Raw genomic sequence first — 20,582 nt, 5'->3', positions numbered from 1 at the left:
TTAATAAAAAATTTTTTAATTGATTTGCACACAAGTAATACGATTCAATTCTTGTTTGTAAAATTTATAAATACCCAATTCAAATTCATTTTTAAAATATTTTAAAGCGCTTTTCAAAGGTTCTATAGCTCCTGGGGCATGAGCACAAAAAGTCCTTCCAGGTCCGAGTATGCAACACAATTTCTCTAATAACTCTATATCTCCAGGCCTGCCATCTTCATTTTCTAAAGAAATCAATAATTTTACTATCCACGGCAAACCATCTCTACAAGGAGTACACCAACCACAAGATTCTCGTGAAAAAAACTCTTCTAAATTACGCACTAAAGACACCATATTTACAGTATTATCTATTGCTATTGCCATACCAGTTCCAAATCTACTGCCAGAAATAGCAATATTATCAAAATCCATAGGTGTATCTAAATGATCTTTAGTTAAAAAATCTGTACTTACACCCCCAGGTTGCCATGCTTTTAAGCTAAAACCAGGACACATACCTTGAGAATAATCTTCTAAAATTTCTCTAGCAGTCGTACCAAAAGGTAGCTCCCAAACCCCTGGGTTTTTTACTCTCCCCGAAAATCCCATTAGTTTTGTACCTGAATCATTACTTTTTTTAGAAGAAATGTTTCTATACCAAGTGATCCCATGGTCAATAATTCCTGGAATGTTACATAACGTTTCAACATTATTGACACATGTAGGTTTTCCCCACAGTCCTATATGACTTGGAAAAGGTGGTTTAGCACGCGGCACTGCTCGACGACCTTCTAAGGCGTTAATCAACGCTGTTTCTTCTCCACAAATATATCTTCCAGCTCCTGTATGTAAGAATAACTCAAAATTAAACTCACTATTTAATATGTTTTTACCAATCAACCCAATTGATCTAATCTCGGCTATAGCACGAGTTAAATATTCCGCCACGATCATATATTCATATCTCAAAAAAATATACGCTCGTGACACCCCTAAAGCATAACTTGCAATTAATATACCTTCTAATAACAAATGAGGTAATCGTTCCATTAAAAATCGATCTTTATAAGTTCCTGGCTCCATTTCATCTGCGTTACACACTAAATAACGAGAACAGACTGACTTATTTTGAAACATCATGGACCATTTTATTCCGGTAGAAAATCCCCCACCACCACGACCTCTTAAACCTGAATTTCTAATTAATCCAATAATCTCCTCTGGAGACATACGAGTAATTGCTTTATACGCAGCTCGATACCCATTTTTAGATTTATATTCACGCAACCATACTGGTTGTTTATCGTCACGCATTCTCCATGTAAGTGGATTATTTTCTGCACTAACATCATAAATATTGCTCATAGATACTGTCCTAACAATTTTGTAATTGTTTCCGGAACTATACAAGGATAAATATCTTTGTTTATCATAATAACTGGAGCTTTATCACAAATACCTAAACAACAAGTAGGTAATAAGGTAAAGCGATTGTCTGAAGTTGTACTACCCACCGTAATATTTAACAGATATGCTAAAGTGTTTTTGATTTTTTCACACCCAACTAAGTAACATACCGCGCTATCACAATATCTAATAATGTGACGACCCACCGGTTGACGAAAAATTTGATTATAAAATGTTGCGACACCCTCTAGATCGGCAGCAGAAATGCATAATATTTTAGCAATCAATATAATTGCTTCATCTGGTACCCACCCATGGTTTTTTTGAATAATTTTTAACGATTCAATAGAAGCGGCACGCATATCCTCATAATGTGTGCATTCTTCTTGAATAGCATTACATTCTTCTTGACTTAATTGAAAAAAATCATTACTAGTTAAATTAGTAGACATATCATTAATTTTAATATTACTCATATTTCTCCATGTATTAACGATCTACATCAGACATAACAAAATCAATACTGCCTAAATATACAATTAAATCAGATATTAAACTACCACGAATAACATGTGGAATCTGCTGTAAATGAGGAAAACTAGGAGTACGAATACGAGTACGATAACTCATAGTATTCCCATCACTAATTAAATAATAACTATTAATACCTTTTGTGGCTTCAATCATTTGAAAGGACTCGTTAGCTGGAATAACAGGACCCCATGATACCTGAAGAAAATGCGCAATGAGAGTCTCTATATGTTGTAGGGCGTATTCTTTCATAGGAGGAGTCGCTAAAGGGTGATCTGATTTAAATGGACCTATTGGCATGTTCTTTAAACACTGTTCCAAAATACGTACACTTTGATATACTTCTTCTACTTTTAACATTACTCGGCTGTAAGAATCGCTGATTCCATTTCCTACTGGCACATCGAAATCAAAATTTTCATATCCAGAATAAGGACGTGATTTACGTATATCAAATTCAATGCCAGTAGCACGCAATCCTGATCCAGTCACACCCCAATCTAATGCGTCCTTGGCATTATATGCGCCAATACCACACGCTCGTTTTTTAAATATACTGTTTTCTAATGTTGACTTAACATAAAAAGCAACACGATGCGGAATCCAATCAAGACATTTTCTTAATAAACACTCCCAACCTCTAGGCAAATCATGAGCAATCCCCCCAATACGAAACCATGCCGGATGCATACGAGATCCAGTAATGGATTCAATAACATCATAAATCTTCTGTCTGTCAGTAAACGCTAAAAAAACCGGAGACATAGCACCTACATCTTGTAAATAAGTGCTGATATATAATAAATGGCTATTAATTCTAAATAATTCAGACAGCATAATGCGGATCACTTTTGCTCTATCCGGTACTGTAATTCCAGCGAGTTTTTCGACAGCTAATATATAGGGCATTTCATTGACACAGCCCCCTAAATACTCAATGCGATCAGTATAAGGAATGTAACTATGCCAAGTCTGTCGTTCTCCCATTTTTTCAGCACCTCGATGATGATAACCAATATCTGGAACACAATCTATAATTTCTTCTCCATTTAATTGTAAAATAACACGAAATACTCCATGCACTGAAGGATGATTAGGTCCTAAATTAAGAAACATAAAATTTTCATGTTTACTATGTCTATGCATGCCCCATTCTTCGGGTTTAAATAATAATCCTTCCATTGCTAAATCTTCTTTTTGTTTCGTAAGAATAAAAGGATCAAATTCTGTAGCACGAGCTGGATATTCTTTACGTAACGGATATCCATTCCAGTTTTTTGGCATAATTATACGTGTTAAATTAGGATGTTTATCAAAATGAATTCCAAACATTTCCCATGTTTCCCGTTCATACCAATTCGCATTTGCGAACACAGACACTATTGTGTGTACGTACAGAGATTGCTCTAGCAAAGGAACTTTGATTATTATATCATCATTACGTAATATGGAAATTAAATGATAAAACACTGTAAAATCCGATTCTGGCAATCCTTCACGATGTATACGCAACCTTTCATCTATACCATGCAAATCATATAACATAATATACGGTTTTGATGTTGTTTTTAAAAATGTCAACACCGGAATTATCATCTCACGTTTGATCCAAATTATTAGAATTCCAGTATGAGTAGGTTGTAGCACAAAATCTACAGAACTGAATGCAGAGAATAAATCATCTAATATCGGGTAAATATTTTTAATTAAAGACGCCCCTGTAGAATCATCACGCATAATATCCACCAACTAATGTAAATTATCACAAAAATTCTTAAAATCTTGATTATGTCTCACCGTTTTGTTTTGAATATACATTAAGTTCATCATCTGGAGAAGATAAAATAGTTTCTGCTATACGAGTATTATGTTTGCGTTGACGCTCTGAATCCATATTTTTTCTATATATTCCTCCATCTCCTAACACCCAAGAAAGTGGACGCCGTTCTTCATGAATAGACTTTTTTAATAATAACAACCCTTGAATATACGCTTCAGGTCTAGGTGGGCATCCAGGGATATAGACGTCCACAGGAAGAAATTTATCTACTCCTTGCACCACAGAATAAATATCATACATACCTCCGGAATTCGCGCAAGCCCCCATAGAAATCACCCACTTAGGCTCTAACATTTGATCATATAATCGTTGTATTACTGGTACCATTTTAAGAAATGGAGTACCCGCTATAACCATAAAATCTGCTTGACGAGGAGATGCGCGTAGCACTTCTGACCCAAACCGTGCAACATCATGTATTGCAGTAAACGCGGTAGTCATTTCAACATAACAACAGGATAATCCAAAATTATAAGGCCATAAAGAATTGCTTCGCCCCCAATTAACAATTTTATGTAAAAAAACACTTAATTTTCCAAAAAAAACATTCCGTTGAATATTCTTTTCTAATGGATCTGTCACAATCTTCTTGTCTTGAAGAGGATATTGCTCATCTTCACCATTATCTATTCGAGCTGTCGTTAAAGTATATTTCATATCTGCTGCCTTTTATTACTTTTTTTAAATATCTCGAAGTATCAATATTAAAATAATCTACACAATGGACATGTCGTGATGATTGTTCTATCCAATCAAACATACCAATTCGTATTAAATATACTAAACTTACTAATAAAATAAAAATAAAAACAAAAATCTCACTAAACCCTACCCAACCCACATCTCGTATAGATATAGCCCAAGCATACACATATATTCCCTCTACATCAAAAATTACAAAAAACATCGCAATTAAGTAAAATTTAACAGAGAATTGTATTCTAGCATTCCCTATAGATTCAATTCCCGATTCAAATGGCACATTTTTAGAACGTGCACTTGAACGTCCTCCCAGAAAATATCCACAGAACAACATAAAAACACATAAAAATAAGGCACCAACTATAAATGTTATTAAACCCCAATGATAAGTATCACACAAATTATATACCTGCTTTTTTTGTTATTGAATACTACATTTACATCAAACTATAAGTTTGACTACTATGAAATATAAACATCAAATTTTTACTGTCACGTTTCATTAAAAATGCACGCATGACGACGTACTTAATCATTTATTTCATGAATTTATGAAACTATTTACTATTAGCTATTTTAATTGGGTACAAGTTAAAATTAAAAATGATATAAAACCCCACACATACAGCATCATACAACACTGTTGATGATATGATTACTGTATAGTATACAGTAATCAGTCTATCCCTGCCAGGATATATATAGCGATCATAAGTATAGAATCTAAATGAAATCAACTAAAATTCAATATACTACTACTATCATTCTTTCAAATATGCATTTTCCAAATTAATAATCACAAAACCATAGAAAACCAATTTCTCTAAATTTATTTCATTAATTAATTTACTACCAATCTTCTGACACATACAATTTATATACAACTAAAATATCTGACGACCTAAAATCATTAGTTTTTAATTCTCTATTTTCTACTTATATTAGTATTAAATAATTAATATAAAACTACTTACTGACAAGAACACCCAAGACCATCACTTCCTAGCACTGATCAGCATATACATATACACCAAAAATATAAATTCATAACTATTACATTATATTTCTCATAATTGGACTGACAGTATGAAAGGATCCAAATACTAAAATGCAATCATCAAATGATGCATCTAACACAGCTTGATTCCAAGCATCTAATATATTACTAAATCTCTGAACATTGTAATTCAGCAAACAATCAGATAGTTCTATAGAACTCGCAGAAAAAGGAACATTTAAATCAGAACAATACCAGACGTCGACTAAATAACTTAAACAACATATAGTCCCTTGAATGTCCTTATTTTTTAACATTCCTATGACCATTCTCACTTTACCTGTCCTTCTTAAAAGAATAACAGCTAATCGTTTAGTTAAATAATTAGCAGCATGAGGATTATGCCCTACATCTAATATTACAAGCGGTCTACGAGTAACTATTTGAAAACGTCCTGGCAACGTAGCTACTTGCAACCCATGGCTTATTGCTGTTTTATCGACCAAAAAAGGCAACCAATATAATACACTTAATGCTGTAGCGGCATTTTCTATTGGGATTATAGGTAACGGTAAATCATATAATAATCTATAATAATTAGAGCGCGCCCACCAAATCCACTTATTTCCATAAACACGAAAATTCCAATCGCGCCCACGCACAAACAATATTGCTCCGCAATATTGTGCCATTTTGAGTGCAACCATTGGAAAACAACTGTCACCAATTACTGCTGGTTTATTAAAACGAAAAATACCTGATTTTTCCTGTGCAATCATATCACGGTTTATACCTAAAAAATCAGTATGATCTATTGCAATATTAGTAATTACAGAAATATCAGGGTTGACAACATTTGTAGCGTCTAATCTACCACCTAATCCAACTTCAAGAATAACTAAATCTAATTTAGCTCGCTTAAATATATATAAAGCAGACAAAGTAACAAATTCAAAATAAGTTAGTGCAATTTGATGACGTGCGGACTCTATAACAGATAATGCTTCGATATGCGTACTATCTGGAAGCTCTTTTCCACAAATTCGAATCCGTTCATTGTAAGAAAGTAGATGAGGAGAAGTATATAAACCAACCGTATTATTATTATTTAATAATATAGTCTCTAATAAACAACATGTAGTACCCTTACCATTTGTACCTCCAACTAGTATAACATACTCTGCAGGATGTATTAAGTCAAGATCAGTAGCTATTTTTCGTACCCTATCAAGATTTAAATCAATTAATACATGACTTAAAGATTCAATATAATGCAGCCATTTTCCCAGAGATGATTGCGGGGTAGGAGTACGAAAAATTTTATTCATATTTTACAACAATTTTAATTATTGTAGTATTTTTACAATGGATATAAATTAATAAAAATATAAGTATCTATTTAACACAATGTCTGTAATCAACTTTTGGTATTGGTTGTTGAGTTAACTTGGCTAATAACCCTGCTACTTTAAATCGTAAATCTGGTCTACGCACAATTAGATCAATGGATCCTTTTTCCAACAAAAATTCACTACGTTGAAATCCTAACGGTAATTTTTCTCGAACTGTTTGCTCAATAATCCTAGGCCCAGCAAATCCTATAAGTGCTTTTGGCTCAGCAATATTCAGATCTCCTAACATGGCTAAGCTAGCGGATACTCCTCCCATAGTAGGATTAGTTAAAACAGAAATATATGGTAAACATCGATTATGTAAATTAGCTAACGCAGCACTAGTCCTTGCCATTTGCATTAAAGACATAAGGGCTTCTTGCATACGAGCACCACCACTTGCAGTAAAACAAACTAACGGACACCTAATTTTTAAGGCTTGATTTACTGCATGCACAAAACGAGCTCCCACTACAGAAGACATCGATCCACCAATAAAAGCGAATTCAAAAGAAGCAGCAATAATCTTCATACCATATAAAGTACCCTGCATAACTATTAATGCATCTTTTTCTTTTGTTATTTTTTGAGCCGAAATTAAACGATCTTTATATCTTTTGGAATCTCTAAACTTTAAAATATCTTTAGGTTCAAATTCACTTCCTAATTCAGATGTACTTCCTTGATCTAAAAAAGAAAATAAACGTACCCTTGCTGCGATTCTCATGTGATGATCGCATTTAGGGCATACTTCTAAATTACGTTCTAACTCTTTTTTATATAATAATTGGCCACAATTATCACATTTAGTCCATATCCCTTCTGGAATATTTATTTTTCGGGTAGGTATAATGGCGCTTTTATTAAAAATTCGTTCAATCCAACTCATTTTTAACCTTTAAATTTTTAATGAAATTCAACATACTTAACATATACTCATATGCTGTAAATATTAATCATTCCATATTCAAAAATTATTTATAAAAAATAAACACATTATAAAATATAGATCAATAAAACCACCGCCTCATTGAGGGTAGTATAGTATGTCGAATACATGATATATATATATATATATAATTATTTTCATAGACATATTCTACGAAATATTATAAAAGTAATTCAATCGCATGAAGACATCTTATAAAAATCATTATAAATATGTAGTTTATTTCTTATTAATAACATATATTCACAAAAATATACAAACTGTAAAATATTTATGTGTACCACAGTTCTTCTATGAAAGAAGAAGGGATAGAAAAATATGAAGGATATTTAACTTCCACCAAATATAAACCATTAGCTGGAGCTGTTACACCAGCTAGTGATCTATTGCAATTTTTTAACAACTCTGCAATCCATGTTTCTGGCTGCTCCCCACAACCGACTTTAACTAGACTACCTACAATATTTCGTACCATATGATACATAAAAGAATTAGCTTTAACATCTATCACAATACATTGACCTTTACGTATGATACGTATGTGATACAATTTTCTCCGCGCTGAATATGACTGACACCCTGCGGCACGAAACGAAGAAAAATCATTTTCTCCTAATAAATACTGAGCAGCATCACACATTCTATTGATATCTAAATATTTTTTATAATGCCAAGTTTTTCTAAATAACAAAGCAGATCGTATACAACTATTATTGATTATATAACAATAACGGCGAGAAATAGCGCTAAAACGAGCATGAAAGTCTTTATTTACTAGTCTAGCCCAACGTACACAAATACTGGACGGCAAATAACGATTCATACCCAATGTCCAAGCCGATTTTGAACGCCGAGAATAAGTTTCAAAATGAACAACCTGTCCCAAAGCGTGTACTCCAGAATCGGTTCGCCCCGCGCAAAATACCGTTACTGACTCATCTGTTATTTTTTTTACAGCGTTTTCTATATAACTCTGGATACTTGGCGCATCTCTTTGTCTTTGCCAACCGCAGTACCAAGACCCATCGTATTCAATGCCTAAAGCTAATTTTGCATACATTACAATTTTTATTCAGATGATGAATCTATATGAGATTAATACTGTTTACACAAATTCTAATTAAATATAAAAATACATAATTGATATTTTATATTAACAAAACACAATACATACACACACAACACAATCTAATTAAATTCAATAACGATGAAACCACAAAACACAATGCCTCATAATCTATATCTTCAAGATAAAAAATATCGTAAAATCAGTGCATAATGATTACTCATGAAAAATCAATATATCGCATCTCATTCTTATCAACAAAAAAAGATGAGGACTCATCGAGTCTACATAAAAGTAGATATACCTAACTCAGAATACAATACGTTGCATGTAAAACACTTTTTCAATACATATAGACAATATCCTTAAAAATACTTGTATATAAATTCTTTACCCTAAAAAATAACTCATAACCCACCCAATATGCATTACTAGTTTTCAACTAGTAAACATGGACATAATACAATATATATATATATATATATATATTTATACACAACATACATTAAAACCTAACTTAGTTAATATTTCATTATTAGAATCTATGTATGTTTCTACGCATAATGCAGACCACTCTCTACGAGCTAAATAGTGTTTACGAATCTTGTCAAATCCTCCTGATATAGCAGCAAATCGCCTTAACATAATGTCATCATATTGTATGTTATACACAAATTTAACCAATTTATATAACAGCATTTCATCTATTTCTTGCTGCACTTTTAAATAATGAATCACAGAAGGATTTAACACAGATAAATTAACTACATTAAAAATATTAAAAAAATTACAGTATGCATTATATATTTGTACAATACTGCGTGTTTTGCTTTCAGTAGAGTATCCAGCAATGTGAGGCGTTCCTATATCCACATAAGATAACAAAGGTAAAGATAATTCTGGTTCTGTTTCCCATACATCCAATACCACATTCAATTTTTTACCGTTTTCTAAAACTTTTAGTAAGGCATTATTATCTATTACAGAACCTCGGCAAGTATTAATTAAAACACGATTAGAAGGCAACGCCTCTAAGACATCAATATCAACCATATGCCATGTAGGATAATCTCCGTAATAAATTAAAGGAGTGTGAAAAGTTAAAATATCTGCTTCAGCAACTAATGTTTCAAAAGACTTCCAAGGTTTACTTGAGTTTATTTTTTCTAATGGCGGATCGCACAACAAAGTATGTATACCAAAGTTACGTAATCTCTTATTCAATAAACTACCAATATGTCCTACCCCAACAATTCCAACAATTTTATCGCGTAAAAAGAATCTACCGCGCTGCGCCAACCAAAGTAATGCTGAAAAAACATATTCTACTACTGCTACAGCATTGTTTCCGGGGGCGTCAACGAAATTAATTCCATATTTTTTTAAATAATTTTGATCAATATGATCAACTCCAGCAGTTGCAGTACCCACAAATTTTACAGAACTATTATCTAATAATAATTTATTGACTTTTGTCACTGAACGTACTATCAAAATATCTATATTTCTTACATCTTTATCAGAGATAACACGTCCTTCACACATTGTCACTGTGTTATGTAAACCAAATAATTTATAAATATGTGGTATATTTTTATCAGCCAAAATTCTCAAATTAATCCTCCAAACAAATTACTATATATAAAGATTAAAATAATTATAATAACTATTCACCGCGCTTGCATGATTTCGTCATAGCTGATCACATAAATATAATATAAATTTAAACCTCAATGTCTCTGAATATACATGATTACAATCATATATGTATTTTATATGTATAAAATACATATATGACACTAAACCCTATATAACCAAAATATTGACAAAACATTTAGGAATATTTACTCATAATCAATGTAGCATTTGTTCCTCCGAACCCAAAACTATTAGTCATGGCTGTTTTCAATTTACGATAAACAGGATTATTAACAATAATTCTCATATTTTTCATATATGGATCTAAATGATCAATATTAATACTTGGAGCGATAAAATTATGTTTTAACATTAATAAAGTAAAAATAGTTTCATGAACTCCAGCGGCACCTAATGAATGACCGGTCATTGACTTAGTAGAAGAAAAAGAAGGATGTTGATCACCAAAAATCTCACGAATAGCCCAAATCTCTTTAATATCACCTATTTGAGTGGATGTACCGTGTACATTAAGATAATCTATTGAACCGCTAACATCTCTTAATGCCATTTTCATACATCGAATTGCTCCTTCTCCAGAAGGAGCAACCATGTCACATCCATCAGACGTAGCTCCATACCCAACAATTTCTGCATAAATATATGCCCCACGACTTAAAGCATGCGTTAACTCTTCTATTACAACTATCCCTCCGCCTCCCGCAATTACGAATCCATCTCGATTAATGTCATAAGGACGAGACGCTTTCTCTGGTGTCATGTTATACTTCGTGGATAATGCACCCATAGCATCAAATTCACAAGCCATTTCCCAGCATAATTCTTCTCCGCCTCCAGCAAAAATAATAGATTGCTTTCCTGATTGAACTAATTCAACCGCATTTCCAATACAATGTGTAGATGTAGAACAAGCAGAGCTGATAGAATAACTGACCCCGCGAATTTTAAAAGAAGTAGCCAAGCATGCTGATACGCCTGAAGCCATAGATTTAGTTACCATATAAGGGCCCACTCCTCTCAAACCACGCAAACGCATTCCATTAGATCCAGAAACTTGATTACGTGGAGATCCCCCTCCAGATCCGACAATCAATCCTGTTTGATCATTAGAAACCATACCTGCAGATAATCCAGAATCTATTATGGCCTGTTCCATAGATAAATAAGTATAAATAGATGCATCACTCATAAAACGAGCAATCTTGCGATCAATTAATCCTGATGTATTAAGTTTAATATTACCCCAAACATGACTACGCATGCCAGATTCTTCTAATTCTTGAGAAAAAGTGACTCCAGATTTACCACTTTTTAAAGCAACCAAAACTTCATTCTGATTATTTCCAATACTTGATATAATCCCTAAACCAGTGATAACAGCGCGTTTCATTTTTTTAATATACCTCATGATAATAATGTTTTGTAATATCAAAATCGCACTAAACCTTAAACATATCCATCTAAAATGTTGAATTGTACGGTAAAAATTATTAACATAAGAAATAACTCAATAAATTTAAAGACCAAATTATTACTTATATAAATATTGTAAAAGAATATTCTACTGATCTTCAGATATATATCTCCTTAAATCATGATCTAACATACAAAAACTGCATTATTTTACGATTTAATGGTTATTGATACCATCATGATATATGACAGTATCAATTACATACTAATATAATTCATATATAATACGATTTAATCATCAAAGCATACTATTTCAAAATAAATAACACTACATCTCACAAAACAAAAATCGTAACACATTTATGAAAAATATAAATACAACAATTATAGTTCACTAAAAACATAAACATATATTTATAACCGGTACTGATTTTAAACCAAAACGTTGTATTGATTACACAGCATATTCAATGCAATTGAATTGAATATGCATAAATTAGTAAATTTAATAAATTAAAATCAACATATAACTACAACAAAGTACAAAATCATATGTCAAATTTATATACATTCGGTCAATAAACATCGCTTATACACATAATTACACGGTAACCATTCTCATATTTACATTTATTAAGCTAGCTATAACACCAATATTACTATATATACATATCTACGCATAAATTATAAAAATATAGTACTTTAATTGTCTTAATGAAACAAATTACACTCTCAAATACAATAACTTTACAAGATTTATATATGAATATAATCACAGGAATTACAATTTATGAAGAATGCAACTAAAGAAACACTGACAGAAATTCATACTATATTAGACATATTACGTTGGAGTGGCAGTCAATTTAATGCCAACCCAATTTTTTATGGACATGGTACTAGTAATTTTTGGGACGAAACATTACATTTAATACTACCTAGTTTATATTTACCTATAAATATTCCAACCCAAATATACCAAGCTCGTTTAACCTCGAGAGAGCGCTCTAAGATAATCAAACTAGTTAACTATCGCATCAATAAACGCATACCAGTCCCTTACTTAACTTATCAAGCATGGTTTTGTGGTTTAAAATTTTATGTAGATAAACGAGTATTTATTCCTCGTTCTCCAATTGGAGAGTTAATTACATCATGTTTTAATGATCTGTTACCCCATTACCCATATCGTATTCTTGACATAGGCACCGGCAGTGGATGTATTGCTGTTGCAATTGCTATAATTTACCCAAAATCCGAAGTAGATGCAGTAGATATTTCTATAGATGCATTAACAGTAGCTGAACACAATATAAAATTATATAATTTAGAACATCGTGTTTTCCCTATCCATTCCGATTTATTTAGCAATTTACCACAATTAAAATACGATCTAATCATAACTAACCCTCCTTATGTAAAGAATTCAGATATATATAAATTACCAAAAGAATTTCATTATGAACCTATGATATCATTATCTGCAGATAATGATGGATTAAAGATAATTCAAAAAATATTAATGAAGGTTATAGATCATTTAAATATAAATGGAATTTTAATATGCGAAGTAGGTAGTACTAAAATGGCATTAATAGAGCGTTATCCAAATATACCATTTCGTTGGTTGCATCTTTCTAACGGAGGAGAAGGTGTATTTATGTTAACTTATAAACAATTATTATCTTTTAACAACACTGAATAATCAACAATTAAGGAAATTTTAATAATGGCTGGGAATAGTATTGGGCAATTTTTTAGAGTTACAACATTTGGAGAATCACATGGATCTGCATTAGGTGGTATTATTGACGGAGTACCCCCAAACCTTCCTTTGACAGAAAACGATCTACAGCACGATCTAGATCGTAGACGTCCGGGTTCTTCTCGTTATACTAGTCAGCGATCAGAATTAGATACGGTAGAAATTTTATCTGGTGTTTTTAATGGAAAAACAACGGGCACTAGTATAGGATTAATCATTAAAAATACTGATCATCGACCTCAAGATTACGAAAACATAAAAAATCTATACCGACCTGGACATGCTGATTATACTTATGAAAAAAAATATGGTTTTAGAGATTACCGTGGCGGAGGACGTTCTTCAGCACGTGAAACAGCAGTACGAGTCGCAGCAGGAGCTGTTGCTAAAAAATATTTATTTAATAGAAAAAAGATAAAAATTCGTGGATTCTTAGCACAAATGGGCAATATTCATTGTAATTTAAAAGATTGGCAGCAAATCAATAACAATCCATTCTTTTGCCCTGATGTTGAACAATTAACTGCATTAGATACATTAATAAATAATTTACAAAAATCTGGAGACTCTATTGGCGCAAAAATAACAGTAATAGCAGAAAATATACCAATTGGTTTAGGTGAACCTGTATTCGATCGACTTGATGCTGATTTAGCTCATGCATTGATGAGTATTAACGCAGTAAAAGGCGTAGAAATTGGGGACGGATTTTCGGTTATTACTAAACGTGGTAGCGAACATCGAGACGAAATGACATTAGATGGATTTGACAGCAACAATGCTGGAGGAATATTAGGAGGAATTAGCAATGGCCAACCAATAATCATGCATATAGCCATTAAACCAACCTCAAGCATAACAATACCAGGAAAAACCATTACATGCGAAAATGAAGAAACACACGTAGTTACTATAGGACGACATGATCCTTGCATAGGAATTAGAGTAGTACCCATAGCAGAGGCTATGGTGGCTATTGTTATAATGGATCATCTACTTAGACAACGCGCACAATGTGAAAAAATATAATAAGAATCCAAACTCAATATAGGATCAAACTAAAAAATAAATACATGTATGTTTGCTAAACACCACGCACAATAACTTTACAAACATTCACCCAAAATAGAGTCATAGACAGATATAACGTTATGTATGCTAAAGCAATAAAATCATTTTTAATACATTTTATATTTCAAAACAATTCTATACAATATGTATCTGTCTTTATATATAAAGACATCTATTTTTTGGGTATCCAAAAAAACGCACAAATAACCTATATGGATCTATATAGAATGTAATAATAATTTTTAATGAATATATGTGTGATATGACAATAAGTCTTCGTAGTTAAAAGGACATAACGAGCCTCTCCTAAAGGCTAATTGCAGGTTCGATTCCTGTCGAAGACATACAGTTATATATAATCATAATACAATCATATTATTATCGATCATTAAATACACTCAAATAAGTGTATAACACAGTATCGAATATGGTCTTTTTTATTAAATTTACAACTTTAAAATAGATATTTTCCATACCATAACTTCCTATTAAATAGGATATATACGATTGTAAGATATATTTACGTGATAAACACATAAAGATAAACAATTAATAATTACATATTTCTATAAAATAAAGACAAACAGTTTATAACTAATATTTTACCCTTACATATAAATCTATAAAGCGTTTTATTTAATTAAATTAAAACGAATTTTTAATAATCACAACAACACACATAATGAACCGCTACGCGGTAAACAGAAAATTTTTAAAACAATCAACTTACATTAATTTATTGACTTATCAAATAATAATGCCAATTAATAAATATATATTCAAAATTATTACTACTATTGTTATTAACCAACCAACTAATTTAATCCATAAAGAATTCACCAATTCATTCATTAGTTTAACATCTCCAGTGAATACTAACAATGGTATTAACGCAAGTGCAATTCCAAAACTAAGTAACACTTGACTCATTATTAAGATACGTGTGGAATCAATTCCAAAAGAAATAACTATAAATGACGGCAACATGGTAATAACACGGCGTAACAACAAAGGAATATGAAAACGAACAAAGCCTTGCATGACTACTTGACCCGCCAAAGTACCTACTACTGTTGAAGATAATCCAGCTGCTGTTAAACTTAAACCGAAAACTATAGCAGCAGTATGATTTAACAAAGGAGACAATGTTAAATAAGCTTCATCTAAATTGGAAATACCAGTATATCCGCCATAATGAAACACCGCCGCTGCAGTAGCCATCATAGATAAATTTACAAAGCCAGCAATAGTCATTGCGATTGCGACATCCAATTTTGTAGAAGAATATCGCTCCGATCTACTTGCAGTTATACCACCATCTTGAGTAAGAGAAGAATGTAAATAAATAACATGCGGCATAATTGTAGCACCTAACACTCCTGCTGACAAAAATACTGCTTCTTTATTTGGAAGTATTGGAAGTAACATACTCATACCTAACATAATAAACTTAGGTTTTGAATAAAAAAGTTCAATAACATAAGCAATTGCAACAAAAAATAACAAACCTCCCACAACAAATTCTAATGGTTTCTTTCCATATCTTTGTAAAGTTAAAATTAAAAAAGTCATCAATCCCGTTAATAACGCGCCTTGTAATAAAGATATACCGAGCAATATTTTAAATCCAATAGCAGCTCCAATAAATTCTGCTAAGTCTGTAGCCATAGCAATAATTTCAGCTTGAATCCAATACATCCATACTACTGATCTTGGAAATTGATCTCGAATATGTTCTGCCAAATTCTTACCAGTAGCAATACCTAATTTTGCAGAAAGTAATTGAATTAGCATAGCCATTATATTTGCCCATACCACAACCCACAGCAACTGATAACCAAAAGTAGCTCCGGCTTGTATATTAGTTGCAAAATTTCCAGGATCGATATATCCAATAGCAGCGATAAAAGCAGGACCAAGTAACGCGAATTTGATTTTTCTTGTAGAACGACGTTCCGCTACTGAATTTCGCTCATTTAGCATACTAACAATCCTCATAGAATCGTCTTATTCGAGCTTATTTTATATACTTAAATAAAAATTATTGTACTATAATGGGTATATATGATTAACGATCGAATTTGAAGATCTAATTCACTATAGATGGTTACGTTTTAGAATATAAACAAGTATAGCATAGGCTAACTTTTTTAAATTATATTTTTTAAAATCCATTAATTATCTTTTAGTAACTACGATTCTATAATGTACCAATAGAGTTTTCATTGAATTATAAGGTCTACAACTAACTTTATTTAATTTATGTTTTATATAGAATAATGCAAACAATTTCTATAAATATTGATGGAGTAAAGATTGTGTCTCGCATTTTTCATTTTATCTTAGGATTTACTGCAATAGTAATTCTGTCACTAATTGCCAGTAGTAATCCAAAAAACATTCGTGTACGCTTTATTTTTCAAGTATTAATAATAGAAATTCTATTTGGATATTTTATTTTACATTCCCAATTAGGGTCAAATTTTATACAAAAATTATGTGCTTTGTTCAATACACTGTTAATTTTTGCATCAGAAGGGACAAACTTTGTCTTTGGAGGAATGCACGCACAAGGATTAGCTACTTTTTTCTTAAATATACTTTGTCCAATAATTTTTATTTCCGCGCTAATTGGTATTTTACAATATACTAATATACTAATATTTTTTATTCGAATACTTGGAACCATTTTATCAAAAATTAATGGTATGGGAAAATTAGAATCTTTTAATGCCGTCAGTTCATTGATCTTAGGGCAATCTGAAAATTTTATAGTATATAAAAATATTATAGGAAAAATACCTGCACCCCGAATGTATACTATGGCAGCAACTGCCATGTCTACAGTGTCTCTCTCCATAATTGGCGCCTATATGACCATGCTAGCTCCAAAATATGTTGTAGCGGCATTAATATTAAATATGTTTAGTGCTTTTATTATATTATCATTACTTAATCCTTATGTAGTAGACAAAGAAAGAGATCTAGACATCACCGACTTCTATATCAAGAACCAAAATATTTTTGAAATTATAGGAGAATATATTTTAATTGGATTCAAAATAGCTGTTACTGTTGCTGCAATGTTGATAGGGTTTATTGCTCTTATTTCCGCTCTTAATTTAACATTTAAAATATTATTTAATACATCTTTACAAGAAATTTTAGGATATATTTTTTTTCCTTGCGCTTGGATTATAGGTATACCTATTGATGAAATACTACCAGTCAGCAGTATCATGGCAACTAAATTAATTTCTAATGAATTTATTGCAATTATAAACTTACAAACCATTTCTAGTGATTTATCACCTCAAACTGTAGGAATAGCATCAGTTTTCTTGGTTTCATTTTCTAACTTCTCGTCTATTGGTATTATTGCAGGTGCTATTAGAGGGCTTAATGAAACACAAGGTAATATGATTTCACGATACGGATTTAAACTAATATATAGCTCCACACTTATCAATATGCTGTCTGCCTCAGTAGTCGGTTTACTTATATAATGATTATTACTAACAATTAAATGATACATCAAGATATTTTGATATTATTTAGAGATGGAAGGTGCTAATAATCTAAATTGCATAAAGCAAACAATTTTTTATTAATACAATCAAAATACAATCGCGTAACACAAAAAATAAAACACAAATACGCATACATTAATATTATGTAATTAAAAAATCATATATAATAATATAAAAAAAAGAAATGGAGCTAAGCGGGATCGAACCGCCAACCTCTTGCATGCCATGCAAGCACTCTCCCAGTTGAGCTATAGCCCCGCCGTTATAAATCTCCTCTGTTTCTCTGTTTTATACAATCATAATCCTCGGTGACATTTTTACACTTTTGTGAATAATAATAACTATTAAAACGCTATATTACATACAATACAACTTAATATGATAATTAAAAGCCAGCATACGAACAGCAGGTTTTTTTGTGTTTCTACCTAATACTATATTGAAATATAGCGTACAGCCTGATCAATGCGCTCTAATACACGAGACTGACCAATTGCATGTATGGTGATACTGAGCGTTGGAGAGCAATCTGTTCCAGTTAATGCTACACGAAGTGGCATACCTATTTTATCTATGCTGGTATTAAATTTATTGACAGTTTCTATAATTATCGATTTAATAATCTCTGGCGTCCAATCAACTACATTGCTAAATTTTTTTCTTAAAAATTTTAATGGCGTTATCGCAACAGGTTTTAAATAATCCTTAGCTACCTTATTATCGAATAAATCAAAATCTATATAAAAATATAGACAATTATTTGCAATTTCTTTTAATGTACGTGAACGTTTTGCAAATAATTTTATTATATCAGTTAATTTTGGACCATTTTGTATATTAATTTTTTGTTGATGCATATGCCATGATAAATGTGAAGCTACATAGTCTATTGGTAAATGATTAATATAATAATGATTCAACCAAAGTAATTTTTCAAAATTTAAAATGCTAGGAGATTTACTAATTCTGCTCAAATCAAAATATTTTGTCATTTCTTCAATGCTAAAAATTTCTTGATCTCCATGCGACCATCCTAATCTTACCAAATAATTAAGTATTGCTTCAGGGAGAAACCCATCATTACGATATTGCATAATACCTAATGTTCCACAGCGTTTTGATAGTTTTTTTAAATTATTATCTAATATCATTGACACATGAGCATACGTTGGTATTGGAGCTTGCAATGCTTTTAAAATATTAATCTGACGTGGAGTATTATTAATGTGTTCTTCACCTCGTATGATGTGAGTAATTTGCATATCCATATCGTCTATTACAACACAAAAATTATATGTTGGAGACCCATCGGCGCGACGAATAATTAGATCATCTAATTCTTTATTATTAAATTTAATTGTGCCTCTGACTTGATCATGAAATATTACTACGCCTTCCTGAGGATTACAAAAACGTACCACATGAGAACTAATACAAGAATTATGTATAGCTGTAGACCTAAAACGACAGTAGCCATCATATTTCGGTTTTTCTCCGTTTTTTATTTGATTTGATCGCAACGATTCTAACCTTTCTGATGAACAGAAACACTTATAAGCCATATCATGTTGAATCATATAACTTATTATACTATTATAACGACTAAACCTATCCGTTTGAAAATAAGGGCCTTCATCCCAATTTAAACTAAGCCAATTCATCCCCGCAACAATCAGCTCAACCGTATCATCTATAGAGCGTTGCGAGTCAGAATCTTCTATACGTAATAAAAATTTACCGCCTTGCTTTCGAGCAAACAACCAAGAATATAAAGCAGTACGAATATTTCCAATATGTATGGAACCTGTAGGACTAGGTGCGAATCGAGTTTTAATATTCATAAAAATTAAGTACCTGACTGTAGATAATCATTAAATTTGCATTTAAGTCAATACAAAATGAAATTTGATTTCACATTAATAAAATACAATTAAAAATCTCTATTTTTATAAAAACCCATTGACTCGTATCAATGAATCCATATAATTCAATTCAACAGAAAAGGTGATTAGCTCAGTTTGGCAGAGCATCTCCCTTACAAGGAGAGGGTCGGCGGTTCGAGTCCGCCATCACCTATTTTATTGTTCCAAATTTTAATTGGGGTCGTTAGCTCAGTTGGTAGAGCAGTTGACTTTTAATCAATTGGTCGCAGGTTCGAATCCTGCACGACCCAAAAATGTTTATTTTTAATCACACTAATATAATTTAGTCAATTACTGAATAATCATCCCAGTACCCACTACCTCTGAACCAAAGCACTCTGTTTTTAAATAAATGTA

The 20,582-nt window shown here is 31.7% G+C and carries 15 protein-coding genes and 4 tRNA genes; 6 read left to right on the top strand and 13 right to left on the bottom strand.

All coding sequences use genetic code 11. From position 1 onward, the window contains the following. Positions 1 to 15: 15 nt before the first annotated feature. From nuoF to fabB, 10 genes are all read right to left on the bottom strand, one after another. Positions 16 to 1,347: an NADH-quinone oxidoreductase subunit NuoF gene (gene nuoF / locus M9407_RS00170; RefSeq protein WP_250237141.1), complete on the bottom strand. Its 1,332-nt coding sequence runs from the start codon at positions 1,345 to 1,347 to the stop codon at positions 16 to 18. Beyond that, complete coding sequence (gene nuoE, locus M9407_RS00165; protein ID WP_250237139.1) at positions 1,344 to 1,865, bottom strand: NADH-quinone oxidoreductase subunit NuoE; 522 nt, start codon at positions 1,863 to 1,865, stop codon at positions 1,344 to 1,346. Before nuoE ends, nuoF begins: the two co-directional genes overlap by 4 nt. Before the next feature lie 13 nt (positions 1,866 to 1,878). Further along, positions 1,879 to 3,669, bottom strand: coding sequence for an NADH-quinone oxidoreductase subunit C/D (nuoC, locus tag M9407_RS00160; protein ID WP_420022287.1), 1,791 nt, complete (start codon positions 3,667 to 3,669; stop codon positions 1,879 to 1,881). A gap of 37 nt (positions 3,670 to 3,706) precedes the next feature. Next, complete coding sequence (locus M9407_RS00155) at positions 3,707 to 4,417, bottom strand: NuoB/complex I 20 kDa subunit family protein (RefSeq protein ID WP_250237135.1); 711 nt, start codon at positions 4,415 to 4,417, stop codon at positions 3,707 to 3,709. Continuing rightward, a complete protein-coding gene (gene ndhC, locus M9407_RS00150) occupies positions 4,383 to 4,796 on the bottom strand; it encodes an NADH-quinone oxidoreductase subunit A (RefSeq protein ID WP_250237430.1) in 414 nt (137 codons plus the stop codon). The genes M9407_RS00155 and ndhC overlap by 35 nt, the downstream gene beginning before the upstream one ends. Positions 4,797 to 5,515: 719 nt before the next feature. Continuing rightward, the gene (folC, locus tag M9407_RS00145; protein ID WP_250237133.1) at positions 5,516 to 6,787 is read right to left on the bottom strand and encodes a bifunctional tetrahydrofolate synthase/dihydrofolate synthase; all 1,272 of its coding nucleotides are present in this window, start codon (positions 6,785 to 6,787) and stop codon (positions 5,516 to 5,518) included. A gap of 67 nt (positions 6,788 to 6,854) precedes the next feature. Further along, on the bottom strand, positions 6,855 to 7,739 hold the full coding sequence (gene accD, locus M9407_RS00140; RefSeq protein WP_250237131.1) for an acetyl-CoA carboxylase, carboxyltransferase subunit beta: 885 nt from the start codon (positions 7,737 to 7,739) through the stop codon (positions 6,855 to 6,857). 331 nt (positions 7,740 to 8,070) lie between these two features. Next, positions 8,071 to 8,859 (bottom strand): tRNA pseudouridine(38-40) synthase TruA, encoded by a 789-nt coding sequence (truA, locus tag M9407_RS00135; protein WP_250237129.1) that lies wholly within the window; start codon positions 8,857 to 8,859, stop codon positions 8,071 to 8,073. Positions 8,860 to 9,354: 495 nt separating this feature from the next. Further along, positions 9,355 to 10,479, bottom strand: a complete 1,125-nt coding sequence (locus tag M9407_RS00130) for a 4-phosphoerythronate dehydrogenase (protein ID WP_250237127.1) — start codon at positions 10,477 to 10,479, stop codon at positions 9,355 to 9,357. Between the two features lie 220 nt (positions 10,480 to 10,699). Further along, positions 10,700 to 11,914, bottom strand: coding sequence for a beta-ketoacyl-ACP synthase I (gene fabB, locus M9407_RS00125; protein WP_250231865.1), 1,215 nt, complete (start codon positions 11,912 to 11,914; stop codon positions 10,700 to 10,702). Positions 11,915 to 12,727: 813 nt separating this feature from the next. On the opposite strand from fabB, the gene prmB reads away from it, so the two are divergent. From prmB to M9407_RS00110, 3 genes are all read left to right on the top strand, one after another. After that, a complete protein-coding gene (prmB, locus tag M9407_RS00120; RefSeq protein WP_250237125.1) occupies positions 12,728 to 13,642 on the top strand; it encodes a 50S ribosomal protein L3 N(5)-glutamine methyltransferase in 915 nt (304 codons plus the stop codon). Between the two features lie 24 nt (positions 13,643 to 13,666). Then, on the top strand, positions 13,667 to 14,731 hold the full coding sequence (aroC, locus tag M9407_RS00115; protein WP_250237123.1) for a chorismate synthase: 1,065 nt from the start codon (positions 13,667 to 13,669) through the stop codon (positions 14,729 to 14,731). A 314-nt stretch (positions 14,732 to 15,045) separates the two neighbouring features. Continuing rightward, a tRNA-Arg gene (locus M9407_RS00110) sits at positions 15,046 to 15,117 on the top strand. Between the two features lie 403 nt (positions 15,118 to 15,520). On the opposite strand, the gene M9407_RS00105 is transcribed toward M9407_RS00110, so the two are convergent. Then, positions 15,521 to 16,756, bottom strand: a complete 1,236-nt coding sequence (locus tag M9407_RS00105) for an Nramp family divalent metal transporter (protein ID WP_250237121.1) — start codon at positions 16,754 to 16,756, stop codon at positions 15,521 to 15,523. A 335-nt stretch (positions 16,757 to 17,091) separates the two neighbouring features. Between M9407_RS00105 and M9407_RS00100 the strand changes: the two genes are divergently transcribed. After that, positions 17,092 to 18,279, top strand: coding sequence for a NupC/NupG family nucleoside CNT transporter (locus tag M9407_RS00100; RefSeq protein WP_250237119.1), 1,188 nt, complete (start codon positions 17,092 to 17,094; stop codon positions 18,277 to 18,279). 209 nt (positions 18,280 to 18,488) lie between these two features. Here the strand turns inward: M9407_RS00100 and M9407_RS00095 are convergent. Together M9407_RS00095 and gltX are read right to left on the bottom strand one after the other, a co-directional pair. After that, positions 18,489 to 18,561 (bottom strand) — tRNA-Ala (locus M9407_RS00095). Between the two features lie 176 nt (positions 18,562 to 18,737). Continuing rightward, positions 18,738 to 20,144 (bottom strand): glutamate--tRNA ligase, encoded by a 1,407-nt coding sequence (gltX, locus tag M9407_RS00090; RefSeq protein ID WP_250237117.1) that lies wholly within the window; start codon positions 20,142 to 20,144, stop codon positions 18,738 to 18,740. A gap of 161 nt (positions 20,145 to 20,305) precedes the next feature. Between gltX and M9407_RS00085 the strand changes: the two genes are divergently transcribed. Both M9407_RS00085 and M9407_RS00080 read left to right on the top strand, forming a co-directional pair. Then, positions 20,306 to 20,379, top strand: a tRNA-Val gene (locus tag M9407_RS00085). A gap of 24 nt (positions 20,380 to 20,403) precedes the next feature. Then, positions 20,404 to 20,476: transfer RNA gene (locus M9407_RS00080), tRNA-Lys, on the top strand. Positions 20,477 to 20,582: the final 106 nt, after the last annotated feature.

It is taken from the genome of Blochmannia endosymbiont of Camponotus sp., from assembly GCF_023586365.1.
Classification (GTDB): Bacteria; Pseudomonadota; Gammaproteobacteria; order Enterobacterales; family Enterobacteriaceae; genus Blochmanniella.
This window is presented reverse-complemented; position numbering and strand designations above follow the sequence as displayed.